We start from the raw sequence: 21,052 nt of genomic DNA on the forward strand, positions 1-21,052 counted from the left end.
GCCGCGTTGGGATCCAGCTAGGGGGTCGGCAAGCGTGGGCGTTGACAGAGGCGGACCCGAGTGGCCGGACGCTCTAGACGTGCGTGATCTGCTGGAACACGGCTGGCGTCCAACGCCGATCCGCGACTTCATCCTCAAGGTGCACAGCAGGTGCAACCTGGCGTGCGACTACTGCTACATGTACGAGATGGCCGACCAGGGGTGGCGGCGGCAGCCCCGGCGGATGTCCCGGCAGGTCGTCGGCAGGGTCGCCGAGCGGATCGCCGAGCACGCCCGGACGAACCTGTTGACCGAGGTGGAGGTCGTCCTCCACGGCGGGGAACCGCTGCTGGCGGGCGCCGAGCACCTGCGGTACGTGATCGAGACGGTTCTCGCGGCCGCGGAGCCGGATGTGCGAGTCGGGTTCAGCGTCCAGACAAACGGCGTCCTGCTCGACGAAATGTTCCTGGACGTGTTCGCCGAGTACGGCGTCAGCGTCGGCGTGAGCGTGGACGGCGACGAGGAAGGACACGACCTCCACCGGCGGCGCGCGGACGGAGGCGGCAGCTACAACTCAGTAGTGGAAGGGCTCGGACAACTTACCCGTCCCGAATACCGGCAGCTGTTCGGCGGCGTCCTCAGCACCATCGAGTTGCGCAATGACCCGGTGGCCACCTACGAGTCGCTGCTGACCTTCGCGCCACCCGACATGGACTTTCTGCTGCCGCACGGAAACTGGGACGCCCCACCCCCGGGACGCCCGCCCGACGAGTCCACACCGTACGGCGACTGGCTCATCGCCATCTTCGACCGCTGGTACGGCGCGGAGACCGGCGAGACCCGCATCCGGCTGTTCAGCGAGATCATCAGGCTGCTGTTCGGCCGGATGTCCGCCAGCGAGGCCGTGGGCCTCTCCCCGGTGGCCGTGGTCGTGGTGGAGACCAACGGCGAGATCGAGCAGGTCGATTCGCTGAAGTCGGCGTACGACGGCGCCGCCGGGACCCGGCTGCACGTGTCCCGCGACCCGTTCGACACCGTCCTGTCCCTGCCGTCGGTCGCCGCGCGACAGATCGGTCGGCAGGCGTTGTCCGCGTCTTGTCTCGGCTGTGAGGCGCGTGAGGTGTGTGGGGGCGGGCTCTACCCGCACCGGTATCGGACGGGTACCGGCTTTCGCAACCCGTCCGTCTACTGTCGTGACCTGTTCAAGCTGATCACGCATATTCGGGACGTGCTGAGCCGCGACCTGGACGGTGTCGCGGCGGTCACCGTCTAGATCGGGGGCGGGTCGAAGTCCGCGTCGAGGCGGCGTCCCTCCAGGAAGACCTCCGCGTCCGGGTGGTCCAGGCCCAGTGTGTGGCGGTAGTGCTCCTCGGTGGCGGCGTTCAGGGCGTCCGCCTCCTCGTCGCGGCCCAGGGCGCGTAGGTCGGCGACGGTGTTCGCCGCGGCCGACAGCGTGACCGGATGCTTCTCGCCCAGCACGGCGCGGAGCCGTTCCAGCGCTTCGGAGCACAGCCGGTACGCCGCCTCCACGTCCCCGAGGACGGCCAGGTCGGTGGCCAGGTTGATGGCCACGGTCAGGGGATAGTGGTGGTTGGAGCCCAGTTTGAACTTCAGCCCGGCCAGTGCCTCCTCGTTGAGTTGCCTCGCGATCCGCGCGTCGCCGGTGACACGGCGCAGGATGGCCAGGTTTCCCTTGCAGGCATGGTTGTAGGGATGCTCGGGGGCGTAGACGCGCGGATAGCGGCGGACGGTGTCGTCCGCGAGCACCAGGGCCTCCTGGAACTGGCCCGTCGCGCGGCGGATGTTCGCCAGGCAGGTCGCGGCGGCGAGCGTGTCCGGGTGGTCGACGCCGAAGACCCGGACATAGCGTTGGTGGACGTCCTCGGCGATGTCGAGGGCGCCCTCGTAGTCGCCCGCGCGTCGCCTCGCGATGGAGAGGTCCTTTCCGGCGCGGAGCGTCCACGGGTGGTCGGGGCCCAGCTGGTTGGCGCCGAAGGCATAGGCGTCGTCGCCGAGATCGCATGCCTCGGAATAGTCCCCGCTGAGCCGGACCGCCCGGGCCAGGCCACTGTAGATGTTGAGAGTGGAGGCGGGGTCGGTCTGCCCCGCGTTGGCCAGAGCCACCGAACGATAAACGTCCTGGAGAAGTTTCCGTGCGGTGGCGTAGTCGCTTCGGAGGCCATAGTCGAGAGCGACGCTGTTGATGGCGCGCCAGGTGTCCCAGTCCTGGTCGCCGAACTTCGTCCGGCAACGGTCCCGCGCGTCCTCGTCCATCTGCCGGGCCTCGTCGAAGTCGCCGGTCGCGCGTAGCCCGGCGGCCCGTCCGCGCAGCGCCTTCAACGTCGTGTCGTGGTCATGGCCGAGTGCCTTCTCCGCCGAGTTGAGCGTTCGCCCGTCGTTCTCGGTGGCCTCCTGGTACTGGCCGAGTTCGCGCAGCAGGTTGCCCAGTGACACATGGAGGGTCAGGACGTCCTCATGGTCGGGGCCCGAGCTCGCCGTCCATTCTTTCAGGAGCGTCCCCACGTAGGACCTGGCCCAGGCGAAGTCGCCGGACTTGAACAGGAACGTGATCATGTTGCGGGCGAGTTCACGGACGACCGCTTCCTGCGACTGAGCGATCCTGGCCGGTCTGAAATGGCCGAGCGCGCTCTGGTATCGGGGCCAGCTCGCCGCGTCGTTCGGGTTGGACGAGACGTAGTCGGCCAGCAGGAGGTGGACCTCGTTGCGCAGCCGGTCGTGCTCCTCCTCGGGCAGTTCCTCGCGGACAAGCGCCTGGATCAGCCGGTGGACCTGAATCGAGCGGGCCGGAACGTCGAGTCTGGCGAGGGCGAAACGGCCGAGTTCGCCCACGGCCCGGCTCAGCCTGATCGTGTCGGTCATCAGATCGGTGATCTCGTCGCTCAGGCCGGCGACGGGCCTGCTGAAGGCGTCCCGTGGAATCGGCTCCGGGCCGAAGAACGCGCAGTAACGGAGAAGGACGAGGGCCTCGGGCATCTTCTCGTTGAGGCTGGCGACCGACAGCGCCCATGCGGCCGTCATCGAGACGGGATATTCGGTGGGTTTACCCTGGGACAGCAGCTGGCTGGTGCGTTCCGCCAGCAGATTCAGGTACTCGGGGACCGTGATGCCGGTCTCGGCGTGCAGCGCCCCCGCCTGCTCCAGGGCCAGGGGGAGGTCGCCGAGTTGCTCCGCGAGCTGGTCGGCGTCGGCGTTCGCGATTCCGCGGGGCACCCGCTTGGTGAGGAACTCGACGCTCTCCTCGCGGGTGAAGACGTCGATCGGGACGGCGTCGACGACGCCCGCCCACCGGTGGTTCCGGGACGTGATCAGTACATGCCCGGGCCCCTGCGGGAGGATGTCCGTCAGCTCCTCGGGCTCGTCGGCGTTGTCGAAGATCAACAGCCAGTTGGCGTAGGGTTCGCCTCGGCGCAGCGCGTCCAGCACGGCCCTGGAGGCGTCGTCGACTCCGCTCACCGCGGCGGGCGGCAGGTTGAGCTTCGGCGCCAGGCTCGCCAGCGACGACCGCACGAGGACGGGCTGATCCGCCGGGATCCACCAGACGAGGTCGTATTCGGCGCGGTAACGGTAGGCGTACTCCACCGCCATCTGGGTTTTGCCGACGCCGCCGAGGCCGTGCAGGGCGTGCGGAACGACGGCCGTCACCCGGTTGGCCAGGCCCTCGTGCAGACGGGCGAGCAGATCCGTGCGGCCCGTGAAGTTCTTGTTGCGGGGAGGGATGGCCTCCCAGACTTGGGGGACTCGCTCAGCGGAGGCTGATGCGTCCGACTTGTTGGTCACTCGATCCCCTTACGCCACGCGGGCACCTGTGGGCGGCTCGCATCACGTGCAGTCAGGCGATTACCTCAAGCAAGACAGTATCTTGAAGCAGACGGGTGCTGTCTGTGTCAGATGACACTTTTGCGGGGACTTCAATTCGGCCGTGTTCGGTGTGTTGTTTTTGGTGGCCCGAATTGACGGGGCGGAAATTCTGTGTCTGGTGATCGGGATTGTTTTCTGTAACGATGGTGATGTTTTCGCGGCGGTAGTCCCTCTTAGGGAGGTTCCAATGTTGGCGCGTTCCTTCACGCTGTCCAGCGACTCGCTGGCCAAGATCACAGGTGAACACAGCTCCGGTCTTCGGCGGGTGGTGCGGGAACTCGAGCGGCCCAGCCCACTGGCCCGCGGGTTCGACAATGGCTGTGCTCTGTCCGTGACGGCGGAGCGGCGGCCCTCCGGCATCTCGCCCCATCTCTGATAATCGACTCCTGGCCGTGATCAAGGAATAACGGCCGACCGGCTCCCGCTTTTCGGGCCCTCACCTCGAATGGGCATTGCGTTCGCCGCGTTGTCCCGCCATTTCGACCGACGGTGCGCTAGGCTCAGGTGGATCGACCGGCACCGCCTCTGGGTGCCTGCTCAGGGGATGAATTATGAACGCGCAGTTTCCGTCCGGACCACCGGTCGATGAACGCGCGTTCGACGACCCGGACCGGGAGATCCCGTACGGCCGGGCCGCGGAGATACGCGAGGTCGCCGAGACCTGGAGGACGAACCGGCTCACCTTGCTCAGTGGCCGGGCCGGCGCGGGAAAGACCACGTTGTTGTGCTCGGGCGTCATCCCGGCGTTGCGGGCCGACGGTGCACATGTGCCTTACCTGGCACGGGTGGCGCACCGCCCGCCCTTCCCGATGGCGGCGCTGTCCGAGCACAACCGGTTCCGCCTGGCTGTGCTGGGCTCCTGGTATCCGCGCGCGTCGCCCGTCCAGATCTCCGAGCTCACCATTGAGAGCTTTGTCCGGAAGCATCGGCGGGTCGACCGGTTCGGCGACCAGTTGCCCACGCTCGCGGCGATCGACGGGGCCGAGGCGCTGCTGCACACCACCGACCGGTACGAACGGCACCGCCGCGACTTCGTCGACGACCTGGCGACGGCCCTCGACCGCGCGCCCGACCTGCACCTGCTTCTCATAGTGCGCGACGACGCCCTGGACGACGCCATGGAGCTCCTCGCCCGGCTCGGCCACCCGCGCGCGGCCACCCGCACGCTCGGGCCGCTGACACCGCGGGCCGCGCGCGAGGTCGCCGCCGCGTTGCTGCGCCGCGACGGACGTCGAGCCGAGGGTGTCGCCGAAGCGCTGGTCCAGGAGTTGCGGACGGTGCGGCCGAGCGGCGCCGTCCAGACCACGTCCCGCGTCGAACCCGCGCTGCTCCGGCTCCTGTGCGACCGCCTGTGGTGCGAGCTTTCCGGCGAGACGGACGTTTCGCCCGAGTGTCTGCGCACGGTGGTGAACCGCGTACTGACGGAGTTCTGCGCGCACAGCCTCGCGATGATCGCCGCGGACCAGAGCCTGCCGCTGCGGGTGCTGTCCGCCGCGTTCCGCACCGCGTTCGGTGACTTGCCGGGTCGTGCCGGGGTCCTGGCGGACCGCCTGTACGAGGACGTTCCCCGCGCCGTCGTCCACGCCATGCAGGACTGCCATCTCATCCGCGCGTCCATCCGCGATGGGCGACGGTACTTCCAGCTCCAGCATCCCCGGCTGATCGAGGCGATCGAACGGCTCGGCGAACCGACCGTGCCCGTTCCGATCCGCAGGCCGGGACCGTCGGCGCGGTTGCGGCAGGCACACCAGGCGCTGGCCGACGACGACCCCGAACTGGCGCGCCACCACGCCGAGGCCGCCAAACGCGCCTGCGGCGAGGGGGAGATCCGGACGCTCGGCGACGCGACGATCTTCCTCGGCGACATCGCCTACGACCTCGGCGACATCGAGACCGCCACCGCACGCTACCGGGAGGCGGCGGCGATCTTCGAGGCCGTCCCGGACAACGCGGCGGTCGGCTGGCTCCTGACCGGCATCGGGCGGGCACTGCTGGACACCGCCCCCGCCGTCGCCGTCCGCGAACTCCAGGCCGCGGCGGCTCGCCTTCCGCACGAACTGTCCGTCCAGACGGCCCTCGGGCGAGCCCTGTGGCGCGCCGGCCGCACCCGCGCCGCCGCCGCCGTCTTCGAGGACGTCCTCGGCCACGACAGCCACAACAGAGAGGCACTGACCGCCAAGCGGAACCTGTCGAGGATCACCTAGATGGGCGCTTTGGTGAGCCATTCTCCAGATGGGTCGACAAAGTGCTCCTTCTCCTGTTTGGGTGGATGCACTATCTGCTCCTAATGGTGTGGTCAGCTCACCCGCAGTTGGTCAGTGCTGTAGGGTTTCTCTGCAACTGAGCTGATCTCGTCCGTATACCCTTTGGTTGGTCACGGACGGGATCTTTTTGGTCACCCATCGTAAATATTGATTCTTGTTTCGGCTCGTCCTGCATTCCAGTCCTGGGATCTGGTAAGGAGGCCATTGGGCGCCGTGGCGGTGCGTCCGGCGGGTGACCGTTAGAGGCTGAGGAGAAGCCGGACGGTGACCAGGGCAACGCCCGAAGAAGGCGCGAGTGGCGGTGGGGTTGACGAAGCGGATGCCTCATGGCGTCGTGACTTCAGGCTTCTGCTGGGCGGTTCGGCATTTTCTCAGTTGGGGACGTTGGGCGCCGCTGCCGCCAACCCGTTGCTGGCGCTGGTACTGACCGATTCGCCGATTGTCGCGGGCTGGGTCGCGGCCGCGAGCACATTGCCGGGCCTGCTCCTGCACATGCCCGTCGGACTGCTGGTCGATCACTATGACCGCAGACGAATCATGCTGGTCAGCCAACTGGTCCGCGTCCTGAACTCGGTGCTGCTGTTCATCGGACTGTGCACCATCGCCGAACCTTGGCCATTCCTGCTCCTCGCGGCGGCGATCGACGGCTCCTGCGCGGTGTTCTTCCGAATCGCCGAATTCGCCGCGGTGCGCTTCGTGGTGCCCGACGGCGAGACCGAGAACGCCATGGGCAAGAGTGAGGCCCGACATCACGTGGCCCTGGTCCTGGGTCGCCCTTTAGGAGGCCTGCTCTTCGCGGTCGCCCACGCCCTCCCTTACGCGCTGGACGCGCTGACATCCTTCGTCTCGGTCATCTCTCTTCTGCTGATGAAGAGAAAACGCCTACAGTCTTTCGAGTCGCGGAAGCTCAGAGTCCGGCGAATATCGAGGAATGCGATACTCCCGTCTTTTGGGGGAGTGGTGTCGCGCATGCGCGAAGACGGCATTCTCCGTATTTATATTATTTTGTGTGCTGTCGCCAATATAGGCTTTCAGATCGTCATTTTGTTGCTCGTCGTCGAGGCCCAACGACAGAACTTCTCCGGGACGGTCATCGGCGCGATGCTCGCGACGTCGGGTGCCAGCGGCTTTCTGGGCGCGATCACCGCCGCCCGGGTCGTGGGGAAGCTGAGGCCCGAGCGGACACTCCAGGTCTGTATGACGCTTTGGGTGCCACTCCTACTGATCGTCGCCTCTAGCGCGGGAAAGCCATTGCTCGGCATGTGTGCTTGGGGGATCTGCAGCCTGATGGGCGCCTACATCAATGTTGCTCTGGCGGTACACCAGAGCAGGGTCATCCCACCGGATTTCCTGGGCCGTGTGGAGGGTGTCACCCGGTTCCTCACGACAGGCGCGGTGGCGCTCGGCGCCACGCTCGGCGGCTACGCGATCACGGTAGTCGGAACCCGTTGGGCTGCATGGGCCGTGTTCGGAGGATTCGTCGTTATCGCGGTCTTCGCCTGGCTTTCGGTGATTGTTCAGATCTCACGCAGGGTCAGAGAAGTCGGCTGGGAGATATGTGGCACGGTGTTTGGGGCCTTTGCGGCGTGTGGTGATTGGGTTTCAAAGATCGCGGGGCAGGTGCGAGCGCTGAAGGGCAGCGGGGACGTGCGCGCGTTGGATGGTGGCGATCATGAGGGTTCCCGTGGTCCCTTGGTCGGGGCGAGGGAGGACGGGTGAACGGGGTTCGATTGGCGGGGGGTTGGCGCGCGAGCACATGATCCCTGTCTACTTTGTGTGAGGTGGCACATTCAGGCGGCCTATTCCGGTCAGTTCTTGAGGAGTGAATCGGTGGCCGTCCGGAACCGGGGGCGGGGGTAGGCTTCCTGGCGTCGGGCCCTGCCGGTGGGCTTTCGGTTGGTTTTCGGTGCGGGGGCGGTGTATTGGATTCATCACTGAATGTTGATGATCAACATCGGCTCGTCGAGGCGATCCTGCGAATCGAGGCGATGCGCGTCCAACGCGGTCGTGCCGTTCTGCTGTTGGCGTTGGAACGCGATCTCGGGCATCGGCTACCGCTCGTCCAGCACGAGCAGGAGGTCCTCGACGTCTGGGCGCTGGTCGACGCCCTGCTGAACTATCCGGGGGCCGCGCAGTCGCTGGTGCGGATTCTGGAGGTCTTCTACGGCAACAGCCTGTCCGTGCGGGCCTTCGGGAGCCTCGTCCGAGAACTGGTGCCGGAACCCTGGCTCGACCATGACGAGCGCCGGGTACTGCACGAATTGATCTCGGCGCTGGAGCGGAGCGACCCCGGCCTGTCGCATCTGAGTTGCTTTCCGATGCTTTACCGGCGAGCGGTGGGCCCGGCCTGGCCGTTACTGGACCGGGAAGTCCACAGCCTGCACGATGTCGTCGCGCTCCTGGAGGAGATACCCGAGAACGGGGACGGCGTGCCGCCCCTTTTGGCTTTCGTCAGCGATGTGGCCGAATACGCCGGTCCGCGGAGCGAACCCCATTTCCGCGACTGGGTCCGCCGCCAGGTCGCGGCGCACGGGCTGGACGAGTCGCTCCTGCCGGGCAGGGCGCCGACGGCGCGGCACGAACCCGAACCGGCCGAGAACTATCTGGTCGTCGAGTGCGCGCCCGACGCGCTGGAACCGGACCACTACCTCGTCACCGCCTGGCTCCAGGTCGGCCGCGAACCCGGCGCCACCCTGACCTGCGCCGACGAAGCGCTGTCGATCAACCGGATTCCCGACCTGCTGGAACGGCTGCTCACCGCGGAGAGTTCGGTGGTCGGGCGGCGCGGCCCGGAGCTCACCATCGAGTTCGTCCTGCCCCGGCCGCTGCTCGACAGCCCGCTCGAACAGACCAAGATCAAGATCGGCGGGTTCGAGCACCGCATCGGCATCAAGTACCCGGTGGTCGTGCGCAGTCTCGACCGGATGCGGCTGGCCGCCGTCCACCACGGCTGGCGGCACAAGTGGGCCTGGCTGTGCGGCAACGCGGTCGACCCGCCGGTCTGTCTGGTGACGCGCCGAGGTGAGTACGACCATGAAGAGCTGTTCTCCAGGCTTTCGGCGGCGTCCCCCGCCGTCCTGGCGCTGGCCTACCCGCCGTGGGGCGACGGTCGGGCCGAGGAGCCGGACGAGCACTGGGTCGGCCTGCTCGCCGGTACCCCCGTCATCGCCTGGTGCCGGGACGGGCGCGACCCCGGCCAGTTCGCCCGGGAGGTCAGGGACCTGCTGGCCGCGGACGTGATGAAGCTGCCCCGGCGGGCCATGGAGTTGCGTCGCAAGGCCCTGTCCAACGGCCGCGACGGGCCCGGCCCCGACCATCTCGGCCTGCATCTGACGCTGCTGTTCGACGACGCCGACCGCATCCCCGAGCCGTATGTGCGGCTCAGTCCTCCCGCGTAGCACGGCCCCTGGAGACCACCCATGGCAACCGAGCAGGAACCGACCACGGCAGGCGACTGGCGCGTGTACCGGGGCGACGGTCAGCCGCACGACCGGGTGCGGCGGCTGCCGCCGCCCCCGCCGTGGCGCCCGTTCGCCGCTGCGGACGAGCGGCACGGCGGTCGCCGCCAGGGGGACCTGCGCCGGGCGACGTCCTACCGGCCGGACGAGGGCGTGATCGACAAGGTCAACGCGGCCATCCTGCTGCGGCGCCCGCTGCTGGTGACGGGCAAGCCGGGGTCGGGCAAGTCGACCCTCGCCCACAACGTCGCCTACGAGCTGGGGCTGGGCTCCGTCCTGTACTGGCCGATCACCAGCAACACGACGCTCCAGTCCGGCCTCTACGACTATGACGCGATCGGCCGGCTGCACGAGACGAGCCTGCGCGGCGCGGGCGGACGGGCCGACACCGCCGAACCTCCCGACATCGGCCGCTATATCCGGCTCGGCCCGGTCGGCACCGCGCTGCTTCCCGGCGACCTGCCCCGCGTGCTGCTGATCGACGAGCTGGACAAGAGCAACATCGACCTGCCGAACGACCTGCTCAACGTCTTCGAGGAGGGCCGGTTCACCATCCTGGAGCTGCAACGGCTGCCCGAGGACCAGTCGCGGATCCACGTGATGACGGCCGACGACGGCCCGCGGGTGCCGGTCGACCGCGGCGAGGTGCGGTGCGCGAACTTCCCCATCGTCATCATCACCAGCAACGGTGAGCGCGAGTTCCCGCCCGCGTTCCTGCGCCGCTGCGTCCGGCTGATGACCGAGCCGCCCGGCCGGGAACGGCTCGCGGAGATCATCGAGGCCCATCTGGGCGCGGACGCCAGGGCGGCGAGCGACCAGCTCATCGAGGACTTCCTCTCCCGCCGCGCCGAGGGCGCCCTCGCCACCGACCAGCTGCTCAACGCCGTCTATCTCGCCACCTCGGGGAGCAGGCCGCCCGAGACGCGGCTGCGCGACATCCTCGACACCGTGCTGCGCCAGATCGAGACGCCGGGCGCGGGATGATCGAGCCGTTCGTCGAGGTCCTGCGGGCGCTCGACCCCCAGCCGACGGCGGAGGAGACGGCCGACGCCCTCTGGCTCGCCGACTGGTTCCGGACGCACGGCGCCGCGGCGCGTCCGGCCGCCGACGATCCCGGCGGGCCGGACGGGGACGGCCCGGCCCACCCGCCGCCGCCCGCGCGTCCGGTGGAACGGCTCGCGGTGCCGGAGGCCGAGCCGCCGCCACCGAAGTCGCTGGAAGCCGGTCTCTACGTGGCCGGGCAGGAGGTGCCCGCGGCCTCGTTCCCCGTCCGGATGCCCGCGATGCCCGTCATCTCGCGGACGCTGCGGCTGTCGCGCGCGTTGCGTCCGTTGCGCGCGACCGTTCCGTCGCTCACCCGGAAGCATCTCGACGAGGTGCGGACCGCGCAGCGCATCGCCGAGACCGGGGTGTGCGAGCCGATCATGGTCCCGGCGCGGGAACGCCGGTACGACCTGGCGCTCGTCGCGGACGTCGGCGCCTCCATGGTCGTGTGGCGCCGGACGGTCGAGGCGCTGCGGACCCTGCTGCACCAGCTCGGCGCGTTCCGCGACCTGCGGGTGTGGTACCTCGACACCGACGGTCCCCGGCTGACGCTGCGCACCGGCTCCGCCTCCGGTGGTGGCGCGGACCGTGACCCGGCCGAACTGGTCGACCCGACGGGCCGCCGCGTGACCCTGGTCGTCAGCGACTGCATCGGCGCCGCCTGGCGGGACGGCCGCGCCGCCGCGCTGCTGGAGCGGTGGGGCAGGGCGGGGCCCGTGACGATCGTCCAGCCGCTTCCGCAGCGGCTGTGGCGCCGGACCGCCGCCGCCATCGAGCAGGTGCGCTTCGACGCGCCGGGCCCAGCCGTCGCCAACGAGCGGCTCGTCGTGGCGCGGGCGGCGTTCCAGCCGCCGGACGACCGCGACCAGGGCCTCGCGATTCCCGTGGTGGAGTTGAGCGAGCGCTGGTTGCGGTCCTGGGCCGTGATGGTCGCCCGCGGGGGCCGGAACATCATGGGCGCCGCGCTGTTCACCGGGCGTCCCGTGGCGCGGGTGCCCGTCCCCGTCTCCGACGCGCTGTCACCGGAGGCGCGGGTGAAGCAGTTCCGGGCGTCGTCGTCCCCGACGGCGTTCCGGCTCGCCACCTTCCTCGCGGCGGCCCCGCTGCGGCTGCCCGTCATGCGGCTCGTCCAGCGGGCGATGCTGCCCGCGTCGACGTCCGCCGACCTGGCCGAGGTCTTCCTCAGCGGCCTGCTCAGGATGGTCGGACGCCCGTCGGGCGGCGGCGAGGAGGAGATCGCCTACGAGTTCCACGACGGGGTCCGGGAGATCCTGTTGCAGGGGTTGCGCAGGCGCGAGGTGTACCAGGTGCTGCGCGCGGTCTGGGACGTCGTCCGCGACCGGATCGGCTCCTCGATGGACTTCCCCGCGCTGCTCGCGGCGGTGGGGAGGGGCGAGGCCCGCCTCCCGCCCGACCTGCCGTTCGCGCAGGTGGCGCCGCAGGCGCTGATGGGGCTCGGCGGCCCTTACCGGGAGATGGCGAGGCAGCTGACGGCCGACGACACCCCACCCGCCACCCCGCCGGGAACCGCCCCGGCGCCCGGCGGACGGGGGGACGTCGAGCGGGTGCCCCCGCACCGCAGCGGGCTGCCGCCCCGCAACCCCCACTTCACGGGCCGCGACCGGCTCCTCGCGCAGGTCCGCGCGGCGCTGGACGACGGCATGGCGGCGCTGCTGCCGCCCGCCGAGTCCGGCATGGGCGGCGAGGGCAAGTCCAACCTCGCGGTGGAGTACGCCTACCGCCATGCCGTGGACTACGACCTGCTGTGGTGGGTTCCGGCGGAGCAGGCGACCTCGGCCCGCGCCGCGCTGGCGTTGCTCGCGCGGCAGCTCGGCATGCCGATGAGCGACGACATCACCGACACCGTGGACGGCGTCCTGCGGGCGTTGCGGGACGGGCGGCCGCACAGCCGCTGGCTGCTCATCTACGACAACGCGCGTGACCCGGACGAGGTGTACCCCCTGACCCCGCTGTCGGTCGGCGGCGGGACCCTCGGGCCGGGACGCCACGTCCTGGTGACGTCCCGCGACCGCCGCTGGGAACGCCACGCGCGGGTGGTGGACGTCGGCGTCTTCGAGCGGCCGGAGAGCATCGCCCTGCTGCGCCGCCTGGTGCCGCGCCTGTCGGAGGCCGACGCCGACCTGCTGTCCGACCGCGTCGGCGACCTGCCGCTGGCGGTCGGCCAGGCCGCCGCCTCGCAGGTGGTCATGGGCGGCACCGCCGCGGAGTACCTGCGGCTGTTCGACCGGCGGCTCGCCGAGTTCGCCGCGGACGGGGCCGACGCCCTCCCGGCGCCGCTGGCGGCGGGCGTGAGCCTGAACCTCGACCTGCTCGGCGAGGAGGATCCCGTCGCGGGGCTGCTGCTGGAGCTGTGGGCGGTCTTCGACTCCGAACCGGTGTCCTGCGCGCTGCTGGCCGCCGGGCGGGCGGGCGACCTGCCCCCCGAACTCGCCGACCTGCTGGCCGACGAGGACCGGCTGCGCGCCGCCATGCGCGACATCTCCCGGTTCTCCCTCGCCCGCTTCGACGAGGAGTCGGGGAGCCTCCAGGTCCACCGGCTCGTCCGGGCGATCCTGGGCGACCGGCTCGGGGAGGACGGGCTGCGGCGCGTCCGGGCCCGCGTCCACGCCATCCTGGTCGCGGCGACGCCGGAGGAGCAGCCGGAGGAGGAGTTCACCTGGGAGCACCGGTCCCGGATCACGCCGCACGTCGTCCCGTCCGGTGTCTTCGAGGCCGACGAGCACGCGATCCGGCTCGTGGGCATCGACCAGGCGAAGTTCCTCTACCAGTCGGGGGAGTACGAGGGCAGCAGGCGGCTGGCGGAGACCGCGCTCGCCCACTGGCGGGAGCGTTACGGCGGCGACGACGACGCGGTGCTCGACATCTCCCGGGTCCTGGCGAACGCGCTGCGCGGGCTCGGCGACAGCCGGGCCGCCGCCGACCTCAGCGAGGACAATCTGGCCCGAACCCGCAGGAAGTTCGGCGACGACCACGCGCAGACGCTCTTCGCCGCCACGGGGTTCGGCGCCGACCTGCGCTTCCGCGGCGAGTTCCGGCTGGCCCACGACGTCGACCTGGACGCCTGGCGGCGCATGCGCAAGCTCTACGGGGACGACGGCTCCAACACCTGGCTCGCCGCCACGAACCTCGCCCTCGACCTCCGCATCCTGGGCGAGTTCCAGAAGGCGCACGACATCGACCTGGACGTGTGGCGAAGGGGCGGCCAGTCATACCGTCAGCGTTTTCGCGCGATTCACCACTACGCGCGGGACCTGCACGCCCTGGGCCTGTACGAGCGGGCGAACGCGATGCAGACGGAGAGCCTGGCGAACCTGCGTCCGGTCCTCGCCCCCGGCCACGCGATGGTGCTGCAAGCGAAGATGAACCACGCGGGCACGTTGCGCAAGCTCGGACGGTTCGCGGAGGCGCATCACCTGGCCACGGAGACGTTCGCCGCCCACGTCCGCCGTTTCGGCGGATCGCATCCGAACACGTTGGCCAGCATGGTGTGTCTGGCGCTCACGACGAGCGCCGTCGGACGGCCCGCCGACGCGTTGCCGCTTCTCGACGACGCGCTGGAGGGCTACCGCCGGGAAATGGGGGAGGGGCACCCTTTCGTCCATGTCTGTGCCGTCGATCGGGCGGTCGTCCTGCGGCGGGTCGCGGAAGTGTACGCGGCGCAGGAGGCCGACCGGGCGGCCCGCGCGGATCTCGTCGAGGGCACCCTCGGCCCCAACCACTACTACGCGCTGTGCGCCACCGTCGGGCTCGCCAACGACTACTACCTGCTCGGCGAGTTGGAGGCCGCGGCGCGGCTGATGTCCGAGGCGCGGGAGAAGGCGGTCGCTTCCCTCGGCGAGCGCCACCACTACTCGCTTGTCGTCGCCCTCAACCTCGCGCGCGCCCGCGCGGCGATGGGCGACGGCGAATATGACGTCGGCCCGATCCTGGCCTCGCTGGAGGGCATCCTCGGCGGCGGCCATCCGGACCTGGCGGCGGCGCGACGCGGCGAACTGCTCGAATGCGACATCGAGCCGACCGCGCTGTGAGCGCGTCAGCGGGCCAGCGGATCGGCGACGGCCAGGTCGTGTTGGACGGTGCGTCCGATGTGCCCGATCAACGCCATCAGGTCCGGGCAGTACACCGAGGGGTTCAGGTAGCCGTCGCCTTCCCGGTAGCGATGCGCGTAGGCGCCGCCGCCACAGATGTCGCGGACCCCGCACGAGTCGCAGGTGGCGGACAGCGCGTCCCGTCCGATCTGGCGGGCGACCACGCCGGGATGCCAGAGCGCGTCGTCGAAACGGTGGTCGAAGACGGTCAGCCCGGTCTCCGGCGCGCCGTCGTAGGACGTCTTCAACGTGTCGACCTGCTGGAGCGACCCGTCGGTGTCGACGACGAGCATGGTGACGGGGGTCAGACCGATGTTCTCGCTGCGGCTCCCACCGCCGAGCAGCAGATTGATGATCTCCTCGAACAGCCGGACGCCGGTTTCCTTCCGGGGCGCGTGGTACCAGCGGTCGAACACGGCGATGAGCCAGTCGGCGTAGGGGGTGACGTCGGCGTCGGCGGGACGGCGCGGCGGCGGGTGCGCCCACGTCCCGTGGGGAAGCAGGAAGTCGACGCGGGGCGGCCGCGTCTCCAGCAGGGCCTCGTACGTGCGGATCGGATCGTTGTCGAGGTCGATCGCGCAGAGCAGCCCCCGGTACAGCTCCCGATAGGAACCGGCGAGCCGGTTCAGCCCGCGCATGACCTCGGCGTGGCTGCCGCGCCCGTTCGCGTGGACCCGGTGCCGGTCGTGCCCGTCCCGGTCGCCGTCGACACTGACGGACACCCCCACGTCGTTGTCGGCCAGCGTCCCCAGCATCGCGTCGGTGAGGAGCACCCCGTTCGTCTGGGTGCTCACCTCGACCTCGCAGCCGGGAGGTGCGGCCTCGCGAAACCTCGCGACGGTCGCGGCGATCGCGTCCCGCCCGGCCAGCAGCGGCTCGCCCCCGTGCAGGACGACCGTCACGCGGGGCAACGCGTGGTCACGAGCGTGCTCGCCCAGCCGCGTGGCCGTGGCGGCGACCACGTCCGGCGACATCAGGGTAGGCCGGGCTCGCCAGGACTGGTCGGCGCCCTCATAGACGTAACAGTAATCACAGGACAGATTGCAACGACCGTGGACCTTGAGTACCAACTCCGAGAAGGGCGCGGGCCGCCATCCACCGGCCGCGAGGACGGGAATGTCAAGGCCGCGAAACGGCCATTCACCGGACTCGGCGCCGGGCATCAGAGCCGGTTGTCGAAGCCGGCTTCCGTGACCTCGGTACCCTCGCGTTCGGCCAAGGCGCGCCGTGCTGCGGGTCGCAGAACCGCGTTTGCGACTGGCTCAATGCGTTTGAGTTGTTCGGTCGTGGGCCGATCATGGGTGAGGGGGCGCGCACTACCGGCGAGCTCTGAGTCGCTAGTTTCAAGAGTCAGCGGCACAGCGGTTCTCCCTCTGGTCCCGATGTACGAAAGGCGTCGCGATTTGTTTGAGGCTCCGGGACACAGCCTAGCGTCGCGACGGGACGATCATAGGGATCGGACACTCGCGGGAACGAAGGAATCGCCGAAATGCACTGCGAATCTTGGTGACGCCCTTGCCGGTCCGAGGACCGTCGAGGACGCTGGTTAACGCGGACCGGGGAGCAGCGCCGGAGGGAGAGCGGCCGATGGGACAGGTGACGCGCGCGGCCAAGGACGGCTCGCCCCCCGACGGAGCCTCGGTGTTCCTGCTGTGCGATGTCGCGGAGTTCAGTGCGGCGGTGCGGGGTGATCCGGTGCGGGTCAGGGTGCGGGGGGCGATGTACGCGGGGCTCGCTCGGAGTCTTGGAGCCGCCGGGGTGGATTGGGACGAGTGTTACCGCGAGGATCGTGGGGATGGGGTGATGATCATCCTGCGTCCGGACGTCAAGGTCGAGTCGTTGTTGAGCGAGGTGCTCGACCAGTTGCGGTCGGAGGTGCGGCACCACAACGAGGCGTCCAGTGAAGCGGCGCAGATGCGTTTGCGGGTGGCCGTGGGTGTTGGGGAAGCCGTGTCGGACGGGTCCGGGATTGTGAGCAGCGCGCTGACGCACACGTTCCGGTTGCTTGATGCTCAGCCGTTGAAGGACGCGGTGCGTGAGGCTGAGACGGGGATCGCGCTGATCGTGTCGCGGAGGGTGTACGAGGACGTGGTGCGGCACGGTCGGGGGCGCGTCGATCCCGGTGACTACTACCGGGTCGAGGTCCGGGTGAAGGAGACCGTGGACGAGGCGTGGGTCATGGTGCCGGGCGTGCGGCCGGTGGCTGTTCGGCCGCCGGCCACCGTGGCGGAACACGTCCCCGTAGTGGACGGTGCGGTGCCCGGTTCTGAGCCGCAGCCTCCGCCCGAGCCCTCGTTGGTTCAGAAGTTCCGGACCGTCGACAACCTGCTGGAGATCCCCCGCCTGCGCACCGAGCGCGGCCGGGACCAGTTGATCGGGGCGCTGTCGTCCGACATCGCGGGGGCCGTGCCGCGGTCGGGGGAGGCGCGGGCCGACCTGTACGCCGTGTTGCAGACGTGCCTGGACTATCCCGGCGGATTGCAGCAACTTCTGGTCGCCGTCCAGGGGTTCGTCGGGGAGTCGTTGGCGGTTCAGCGATTTGAGCAGGCGATGACGCGGTTGCTTCGTCCGCCGCACGGCGACGTCTGACCGGCGGCGTGGACGCCTGGGAGCGGACATGGGAGTCGCTCGTCGCGGCGGGCGATGAGCGGAGCTACCGCGCGGGCGCCGTGCTGCTTCACCAGGGTGATCCGCCCTCGCATGTTCTCCTGCTGCTGGAGGGCCGGGTCAAGGCGCTGCTCACCCTGCCCGATGGGGAGAGGCTGCTTCTCGCCGTTCGCGGGCCGGGTGAGCTGCTCGGGGAGATCGCCGTGCTGGGCGGGGACGATCGGTCGGCGACGGTCATCGCGGTCGACCCGTGCGTCACGCGGGTGCTGACCGCGGACCGGTTCCGGACGCTGGTGCGGACGTCGGGCGCGGAGCAGGTGTTGTTGCGCAGGGCGATGCGGCGGCTGCGGGAAGTGGAGGCGTGGCGGGCGGAGACGGCCGCGCTGCCCGCCGGGCGCCGGGTCGTCCGGGCGCTGCTGCGGCTCGCCATGCCGGGCCGGGACGGGCGGCCGGGCGTGGGGCTCGGGCAGTCGGAGATCGGCCAGGCGGTCGGTCTGTCCCGCGGCGTCGTCGCGGCGGAGCTGGCGCGGCTGCGCGAGCAGGGCGTCATCGCGACCGGGCGCGGCGGGGTCGTCATCACCGACCTGCCCCGGCTCCGCGCCCTGGCCGCATCGGGACGCGGCAGTGTCTGATTTCTGACAGTGCCCGCAACGACCCGTGGGCAAGGTGGTGGGGAATCCCCTACCTGGAGAGTGCCCATGGACGATTTCCGTGCCGTTCTCGTCGTCGACGCCGAGAAGTTCAGCGCCCATCGCGATGCCGAGCTGCCGGACGTCCACCTGGAGATCCGGCGGGTCCTGGCCGTCGCCTGCGAGGACAGCGGGCTGGGCGACGCGTGGGACGCCGTGAAGTTCATGGAGAGCACGGGGGACGGGATCCTCGCCGTCCTGCCGCACAAGGCGGTGCCCGCGCTCATCGACCCGTTCCCGCGCCGCCTCCAGGAAGCGCTGGCCGAGAGCGCCCCGAGGCTGCGGGCACGCGGAGTCCGGCTCCGGCTGCGCGTCGCCCTGCACGTCGGCCTCGTCGACGACGAACGCGCCGACGCCCCCGCGATCTCCACGGCCGTCATCGACGTCAACCGCCTCCTCGACTCCACGCCACTGCGCCGCGCCCTGGCCGACAGCAGCTCCGAGGTGACGTTCGTCGCGCTCCTGATCTCCGACGACCTGTTCACCACCTACGTCCGGGGCGGACGGAGCGGCCTGCACGAGAGCCAGTTCAAGGAGGTGCGGGTCAAGGTGAAGCAGTACGACAAGCGCGCCTACCTGTACGTGCCGACCCCGTCCAGCAACGAAAGCCCGGACGACGGCCAACCCACCGCACCCGCGCCCGCCCCGTCGCCGCCCACGCCCGGGACGTCCATCAGCGGCGTCACGATCAACGGCGACAGCTCGCAGAACACCTTCGGCAACACGTTCGGCGGTGACCTCCGGCAGGAGCGGTCATGACGACCATCGACGACACCACCATCAACGGCGACGGCACCCAGAACGTCTTCGGCAACACCGTCGACCGCGACCTGGTCTTCAACCAGTTCAACTACGTCCGGGAACGGCGCGCGATGCGCCTTCCCGAGGGCGAGATCGTCGAGCGGCTCGCGGAGTACGTTCCGGCCTTCAACCACGGCCAGATCGTCGAGCGCCTGCGCCTGGACCACGCGGTGGCGCTGTGCGGGCGACCCGGCGCCGGAGTGGCGATGACGGCGATCGCGGCGTTGCGCGAGGTCCGGCCGGGGCTGGAGATCCGGAGGTTCACGGCGGGCGAGGACGATGCGGCGGAGATCGGTCCCTCGGACGCGGTGGGATACCTCGTCCGGGCCCGTGATGAGGAGGCGTCGCGGCTCAGGTCCTGCGCGGAGGTGATGCGGGCCTCGGGCGGTTACCTGCTGGTCGTCGGGGCGGAGAACGACTATCGGCCGGAGTGGTCCGACTTCCTGCCGCCCCTCCGGGTCCTCGCACCCGTCGCGGACGCGGTCTACCGGCGCAGGCTCGCCTGCCGTGGTCTCGGGGACACCGGCTGGCCGGACTGGCCGGGAGCGGCGGAGCTGCTGAAGGACTCCCCGCCGGGTGAGGGCCGCCGCCTCGCGGACATCGTGCGGGTCGTCGAGCGCGAGGGCGGCGACGAGGATGACGTGGTCCGCGCCTACCGGGGGTGGAAGGACCAGCTGCGCCACTGGTTCGCCGACCATGAGGAGCCGCGCGATCGGACGCTGATGATCGCCGCGGCGACGATCTCACCCGCCGACGAGACGAGCGTCTACGGGGCCGCGTTGTCGCTGGCGCGGCAGCTCGATGTGACGGTGCCGGGCGCCGGGCTGGCCTGGTGCCCGTCCACCGGCCTGAGCGAGCTGATCGGCACGGACGCGGACGAGGGCCGGGTCGTCTTCCGGCGGCACGGATACGCCGAGTCGGTCCTGCACTTCGTCTGGCGTGACTATCCGCTGGCGCGGACGGACCTGCTGACCTGGCTGTCGGCGTTGCCCGTCGACGACGGCGTGAACCTGAACACGCCGCTCCGGCGCCGGGTGGCGCGGGTGTTCGCCGAACTGGCCGCGGAACAGGGCGAATCGGGCCGGATCCTGGGGACGGCCCGCGCCTGGGCCGACCGCGACCAGGCGGACCTCGCCTACGTGGTGCTCGCCGGGACGTGCCTGCATCCGGTCGTCGGCGGACGGGTGCGGAAGGGCCTGTACCACTGGTCGCGGGAGCGGGGGACGCCGCAGACGCTGAAGTTGACGATCGTCCGAGTCAGCCAGCTGCTGGGGGTGACCTACCCGTCGGTCGCGCTGACCAGGCTCAAGCATCTCGCGACGTTCGGCAACAGGCAGGTTTGCGACGAGGTGGAGGACGCCGCCTTCGACCTGGCGCAGGTCCATGAGGGTGAGGTCGTCCAGGCCGCGCTGGGGTGGTGCGAGTCGGCGGCCCGGATGTCGTCGGGACGGGACGGCGCCCGGCTCGCGGGCGTGGCGTTGAACGTCCTGCTCCGACTGGCGAACAGGCCGGACGCGTCCGGGCCCCCGGTGGTCGGGGCCGTGTTGCGGGGCGTCGAACTCCTGGCCGCGCGGGGCGGTGCGTTCGGCGTCCTCGGGCTCGGGGCGGCGCAGAATCTGGCGGTCAGGTATCGAACGGTGGTGGTCCGCACGGCGCTCGTCTGGGCGGACGACGCGCCCACCCACCCGGCCTCGCGCGCGCGTCTCGGCGCGGCGCTGTTCCTGACGCTCGCGGCCGAGGAGGGCGCCGACGGGCTCGCGGTGCTGCTGACCGGGCCGGGCGCCCTTGACCCGCTGATCTGCGCGACCGCCTGGTATGTCGCTCTTGACGCGCCGAACGGCGGCAGCGGGGAGGACGTCGCGGTCAGGCTGTGGCTGGAGACCGCGCGGGCCCGGCCGGATCTGCGTCCGGGCATCGTGAAATGCCTCACCAGCGCCGCGTCCGGAGACCCGCGACGTCGACGCCTCATGGTGGAACTCGTGCGGGAGTGGGCGGGGGATCAGCGGGCTTGTCGGGATGTTCGGGACGACATTCTTGTGCGGATTCTTCAGCCTGAGTGGGAGCGGCTCTTGTTGGCATTGTGGGTGTGGCTGCGGCGGACCGTTGGGGCCTTTTCGCAGCAATGACGAGGCGTTCGGTGGAGTCGCCGAGACGGGCGCGGGTGTCCAGGTGCGGCCACCTGTGGTGTGCCAGGGTTCTTGGGCCGTGAATGCAGCGGTGGG

Annotated in this window: 13 protein-coding genes; 11 read left to right on the top strand and 2 right to left on the bottom strand. The window is 70.2% G+C overall.

Features of this window, described 5'->3' with window-relative positions:
* The first annotated feature begins 79 nt into the window (after positions 1 to 79).
* Positions 80 to 1,252, top strand: coding sequence for an FxsB family cyclophane-forming radical SAM/SPASM peptide maturase (locus ABD808_RS22230; protein ID WP_344899698.1), 1,173 nt, complete (start codon positions 80 to 82; stop codon positions 1,250 to 1,252).
* Here the strand turns inward: ABD808_RS22230 and fxsT (ABD808_RS22235) are convergent.
* Positions 1,249 to 3,777 carry an FxSxx-COOH system tetratricopeptide repeat protein gene (gene fxsT, locus ABD808_RS22235; RefSeq protein ID WP_344899700.1) on the bottom strand — a complete coding sequence of 843 codons (2,529 nt, stop codon included), beginning with the start codon at positions 3,775 to 3,777 and terminating at the stop codon, positions 1,249 to 1,251. The two genes, ABD808_RS22230 and fxsT (ABD808_RS22235), sit on opposite strands and share 4 nt — an antisense overlap.
* A gap of 142 nt (positions 3,778 to 3,919) precedes the next feature.
* Between fxsT (ABD808_RS22235) and ABD808_RS22240 the strand changes: the two genes are divergently transcribed.
* From ABD808_RS22240 to fxsT (ABD808_RS22265), 6 genes are all read left to right on the top strand, one after another.
* A complete protein-coding gene (locus tag ABD808_RS22240) occupies positions 3,920 to 4,234 on the top strand; it encodes a hypothetical protein (protein ID WP_344899702.1) in 315 nt (104 codons plus the stop codon).
* A gap of 175 nt (positions 4,235 to 4,409) precedes the next feature.
* A complete protein-coding gene (locus ABD808_RS22245; protein WP_344899704.1) occupies positions 4,410 to 6,062 on the top strand; it encodes an nSTAND1 domain-containing NTPase in 1,653 nt (550 codons plus the stop codon).
* Between the two features lie 324 nt (positions 6,063 to 6,386).
* Positions 6,387 to 7,841: an MFS transporter gene (locus ABD808_RS22250; RefSeq protein ID WP_344899706.1), complete on the top strand. Its 1,455-nt coding sequence runs from the start codon at positions 6,387 to 6,389 to the stop codon at positions 7,839 to 7,841.
* Between the two features lie 203 nt (positions 7,842 to 8,044).
* Positions 8,045 to 9,520: a VMAP-C domain-containing protein gene (locus ABD808_RS22255; protein WP_344899708.1), complete on the top strand. Its 1,476-nt coding sequence runs from the start codon at positions 8,045 to 8,047 to the stop codon at positions 9,518 to 9,520.
* A gap of 21 nt (positions 9,521 to 9,541) precedes the next feature.
* The gene (locus ABD808_RS22260) at positions 9,542 to 10,564 is read left to right on the top strand and encodes an AAA family ATPase (RefSeq protein WP_344899710.1); all 1,023 of its coding nucleotides are present in this window, start codon (positions 9,542 to 9,544) and stop codon (positions 10,562 to 10,564) included.
* The gene (gene fxsT, locus ABD808_RS22265) at positions 10,561 to 14,673 is read left to right on the top strand and encodes an FxSxx-COOH system tetratricopeptide repeat protein (RefSeq protein WP_344899712.1); all 4,113 of its coding nucleotides are present in this window, start codon (positions 10,561 to 10,563) and stop codon (positions 14,671 to 14,673) included. Before ABD808_RS22260 ends, fxsT (ABD808_RS22265) begins: the two co-directional genes overlap by 4 nt.
* Positions 14,674 to 14,678: 5 nt before the next feature.
* Here the strand turns inward: fxsT (ABD808_RS22265) and ABD808_RS22270 are convergent, their stop codons facing one another.
* Entirely contained in the window at positions 14,679 to 15,896 is a 1,218-nt protein-coding gene (locus ABD808_RS22270) for an FxsB family cyclophane-forming radical SAM/SPASM peptide maturase (protein WP_344899714.1), read from the bottom strand.
* Between the two features lie 424 nt (positions 15,897 to 16,320).
* On the opposite strand from ABD808_RS22270, the gene ABD808_RS22275 reads away from it, so the two are divergent.
* From ABD808_RS22275 to ABD808_RS22290, 4 genes are all read left to right on the top strand, one after another.
* Entirely contained in the window at positions 16,321 to 17,322 is a 1,002-nt protein-coding gene (locus ABD808_RS22275; protein WP_344899716.1) for an effector-associated domain 2-containing protein, read from the top strand.
* A gap of 8 nt (positions 17,323 to 17,330) precedes the next feature.
* Positions 17,331 to 17,972 carry a Crp/Fnr family transcriptional regulator gene (locus ABD808_RS22280; RefSeq protein ID WP_344899718.1) on the top strand — a complete coding sequence of 214 codons (642 nt, stop codon included), beginning with the start codon at positions 17,331 to 17,333 and terminating at the stop codon, positions 17,970 to 17,972.
* A 66-nt stretch (positions 17,973 to 18,038) separates the two neighbouring features.
* Complete coding sequence (locus ABD808_RS22285; protein WP_344899720.1) at positions 18,039 to 18,788, top strand: hypothetical protein; 750 nt, start codon at positions 18,039 to 18,041, stop codon at positions 18,786 to 18,788.
* Positions 18,785 to 20,956, top strand: coding sequence for a hypothetical protein (locus ABD808_RS22290; RefSeq protein WP_344899722.1), 2,172 nt, complete (start codon positions 18,785 to 18,787; stop codon positions 20,954 to 20,956). Before ABD808_RS22285 ends, ABD808_RS22290 begins: the two co-directional genes overlap by 4 nt.
* Positions 20,957 to 21,052: the final 96 nt, after the last annotated feature.

Source organism: Actinomadura meridiana, from assembly GCF_039537545.1.
Classification (GTDB): Bacteria; Actinomycetota; Actinomycetes; order Streptosporangiales; family Streptosporangiaceae; genus Spirillospora; species Spirillospora meridiana.

Coding starts and splice junctions, on each gene's coding strand:
- ABD808_RS22285 (WP_344899720.1), top strand. CDS start 18,039: ATGGACGATTTCCGTGCCGTTCTCGTCGTCGACGCCGAGAAGTTCAGC.
- ABD808_RS22275 (WP_344899716.1), top strand. CDS start 16,321: ATGGGACAGGTGACGCGCGCGGCCAAGGACGGCTCGCCCCCCGACGGA.
- ABD808_RS22270 (WP_344899714.1), bottom strand. CDS start 15,896: ATGCCCGGCGCCGAGTCCGGTGAATGGCCGTTTCGCGGCCTTGACATT.
- ABD808_RS22260 (WP_344899710.1), top strand. CDS start 9,542: ATGGCAACCGAGCAGGAACCGACCACGGCAGGCGACTGGCGCGTGTAC.
- ABD808_RS22290 (WP_344899722.1), top strand. CDS start 18,785: ATGACGACCATCGACGACACCACCATCAACGGCGACGGCACCCAGAAC.
- ABD808_RS22245 (WP_344899704.1), top strand. CDS start 4,410: ATGAACGCGCAGTTTCCGTCCGGACCACCGGTCGATGAACGCGCGTTC.
- fxsT (WP_344899712.1), top strand. CDS start 10,561: ATGATCGAGCCGTTCGTCGAGGTCCTGCGGGCGCTCGACCCCCAGCCG.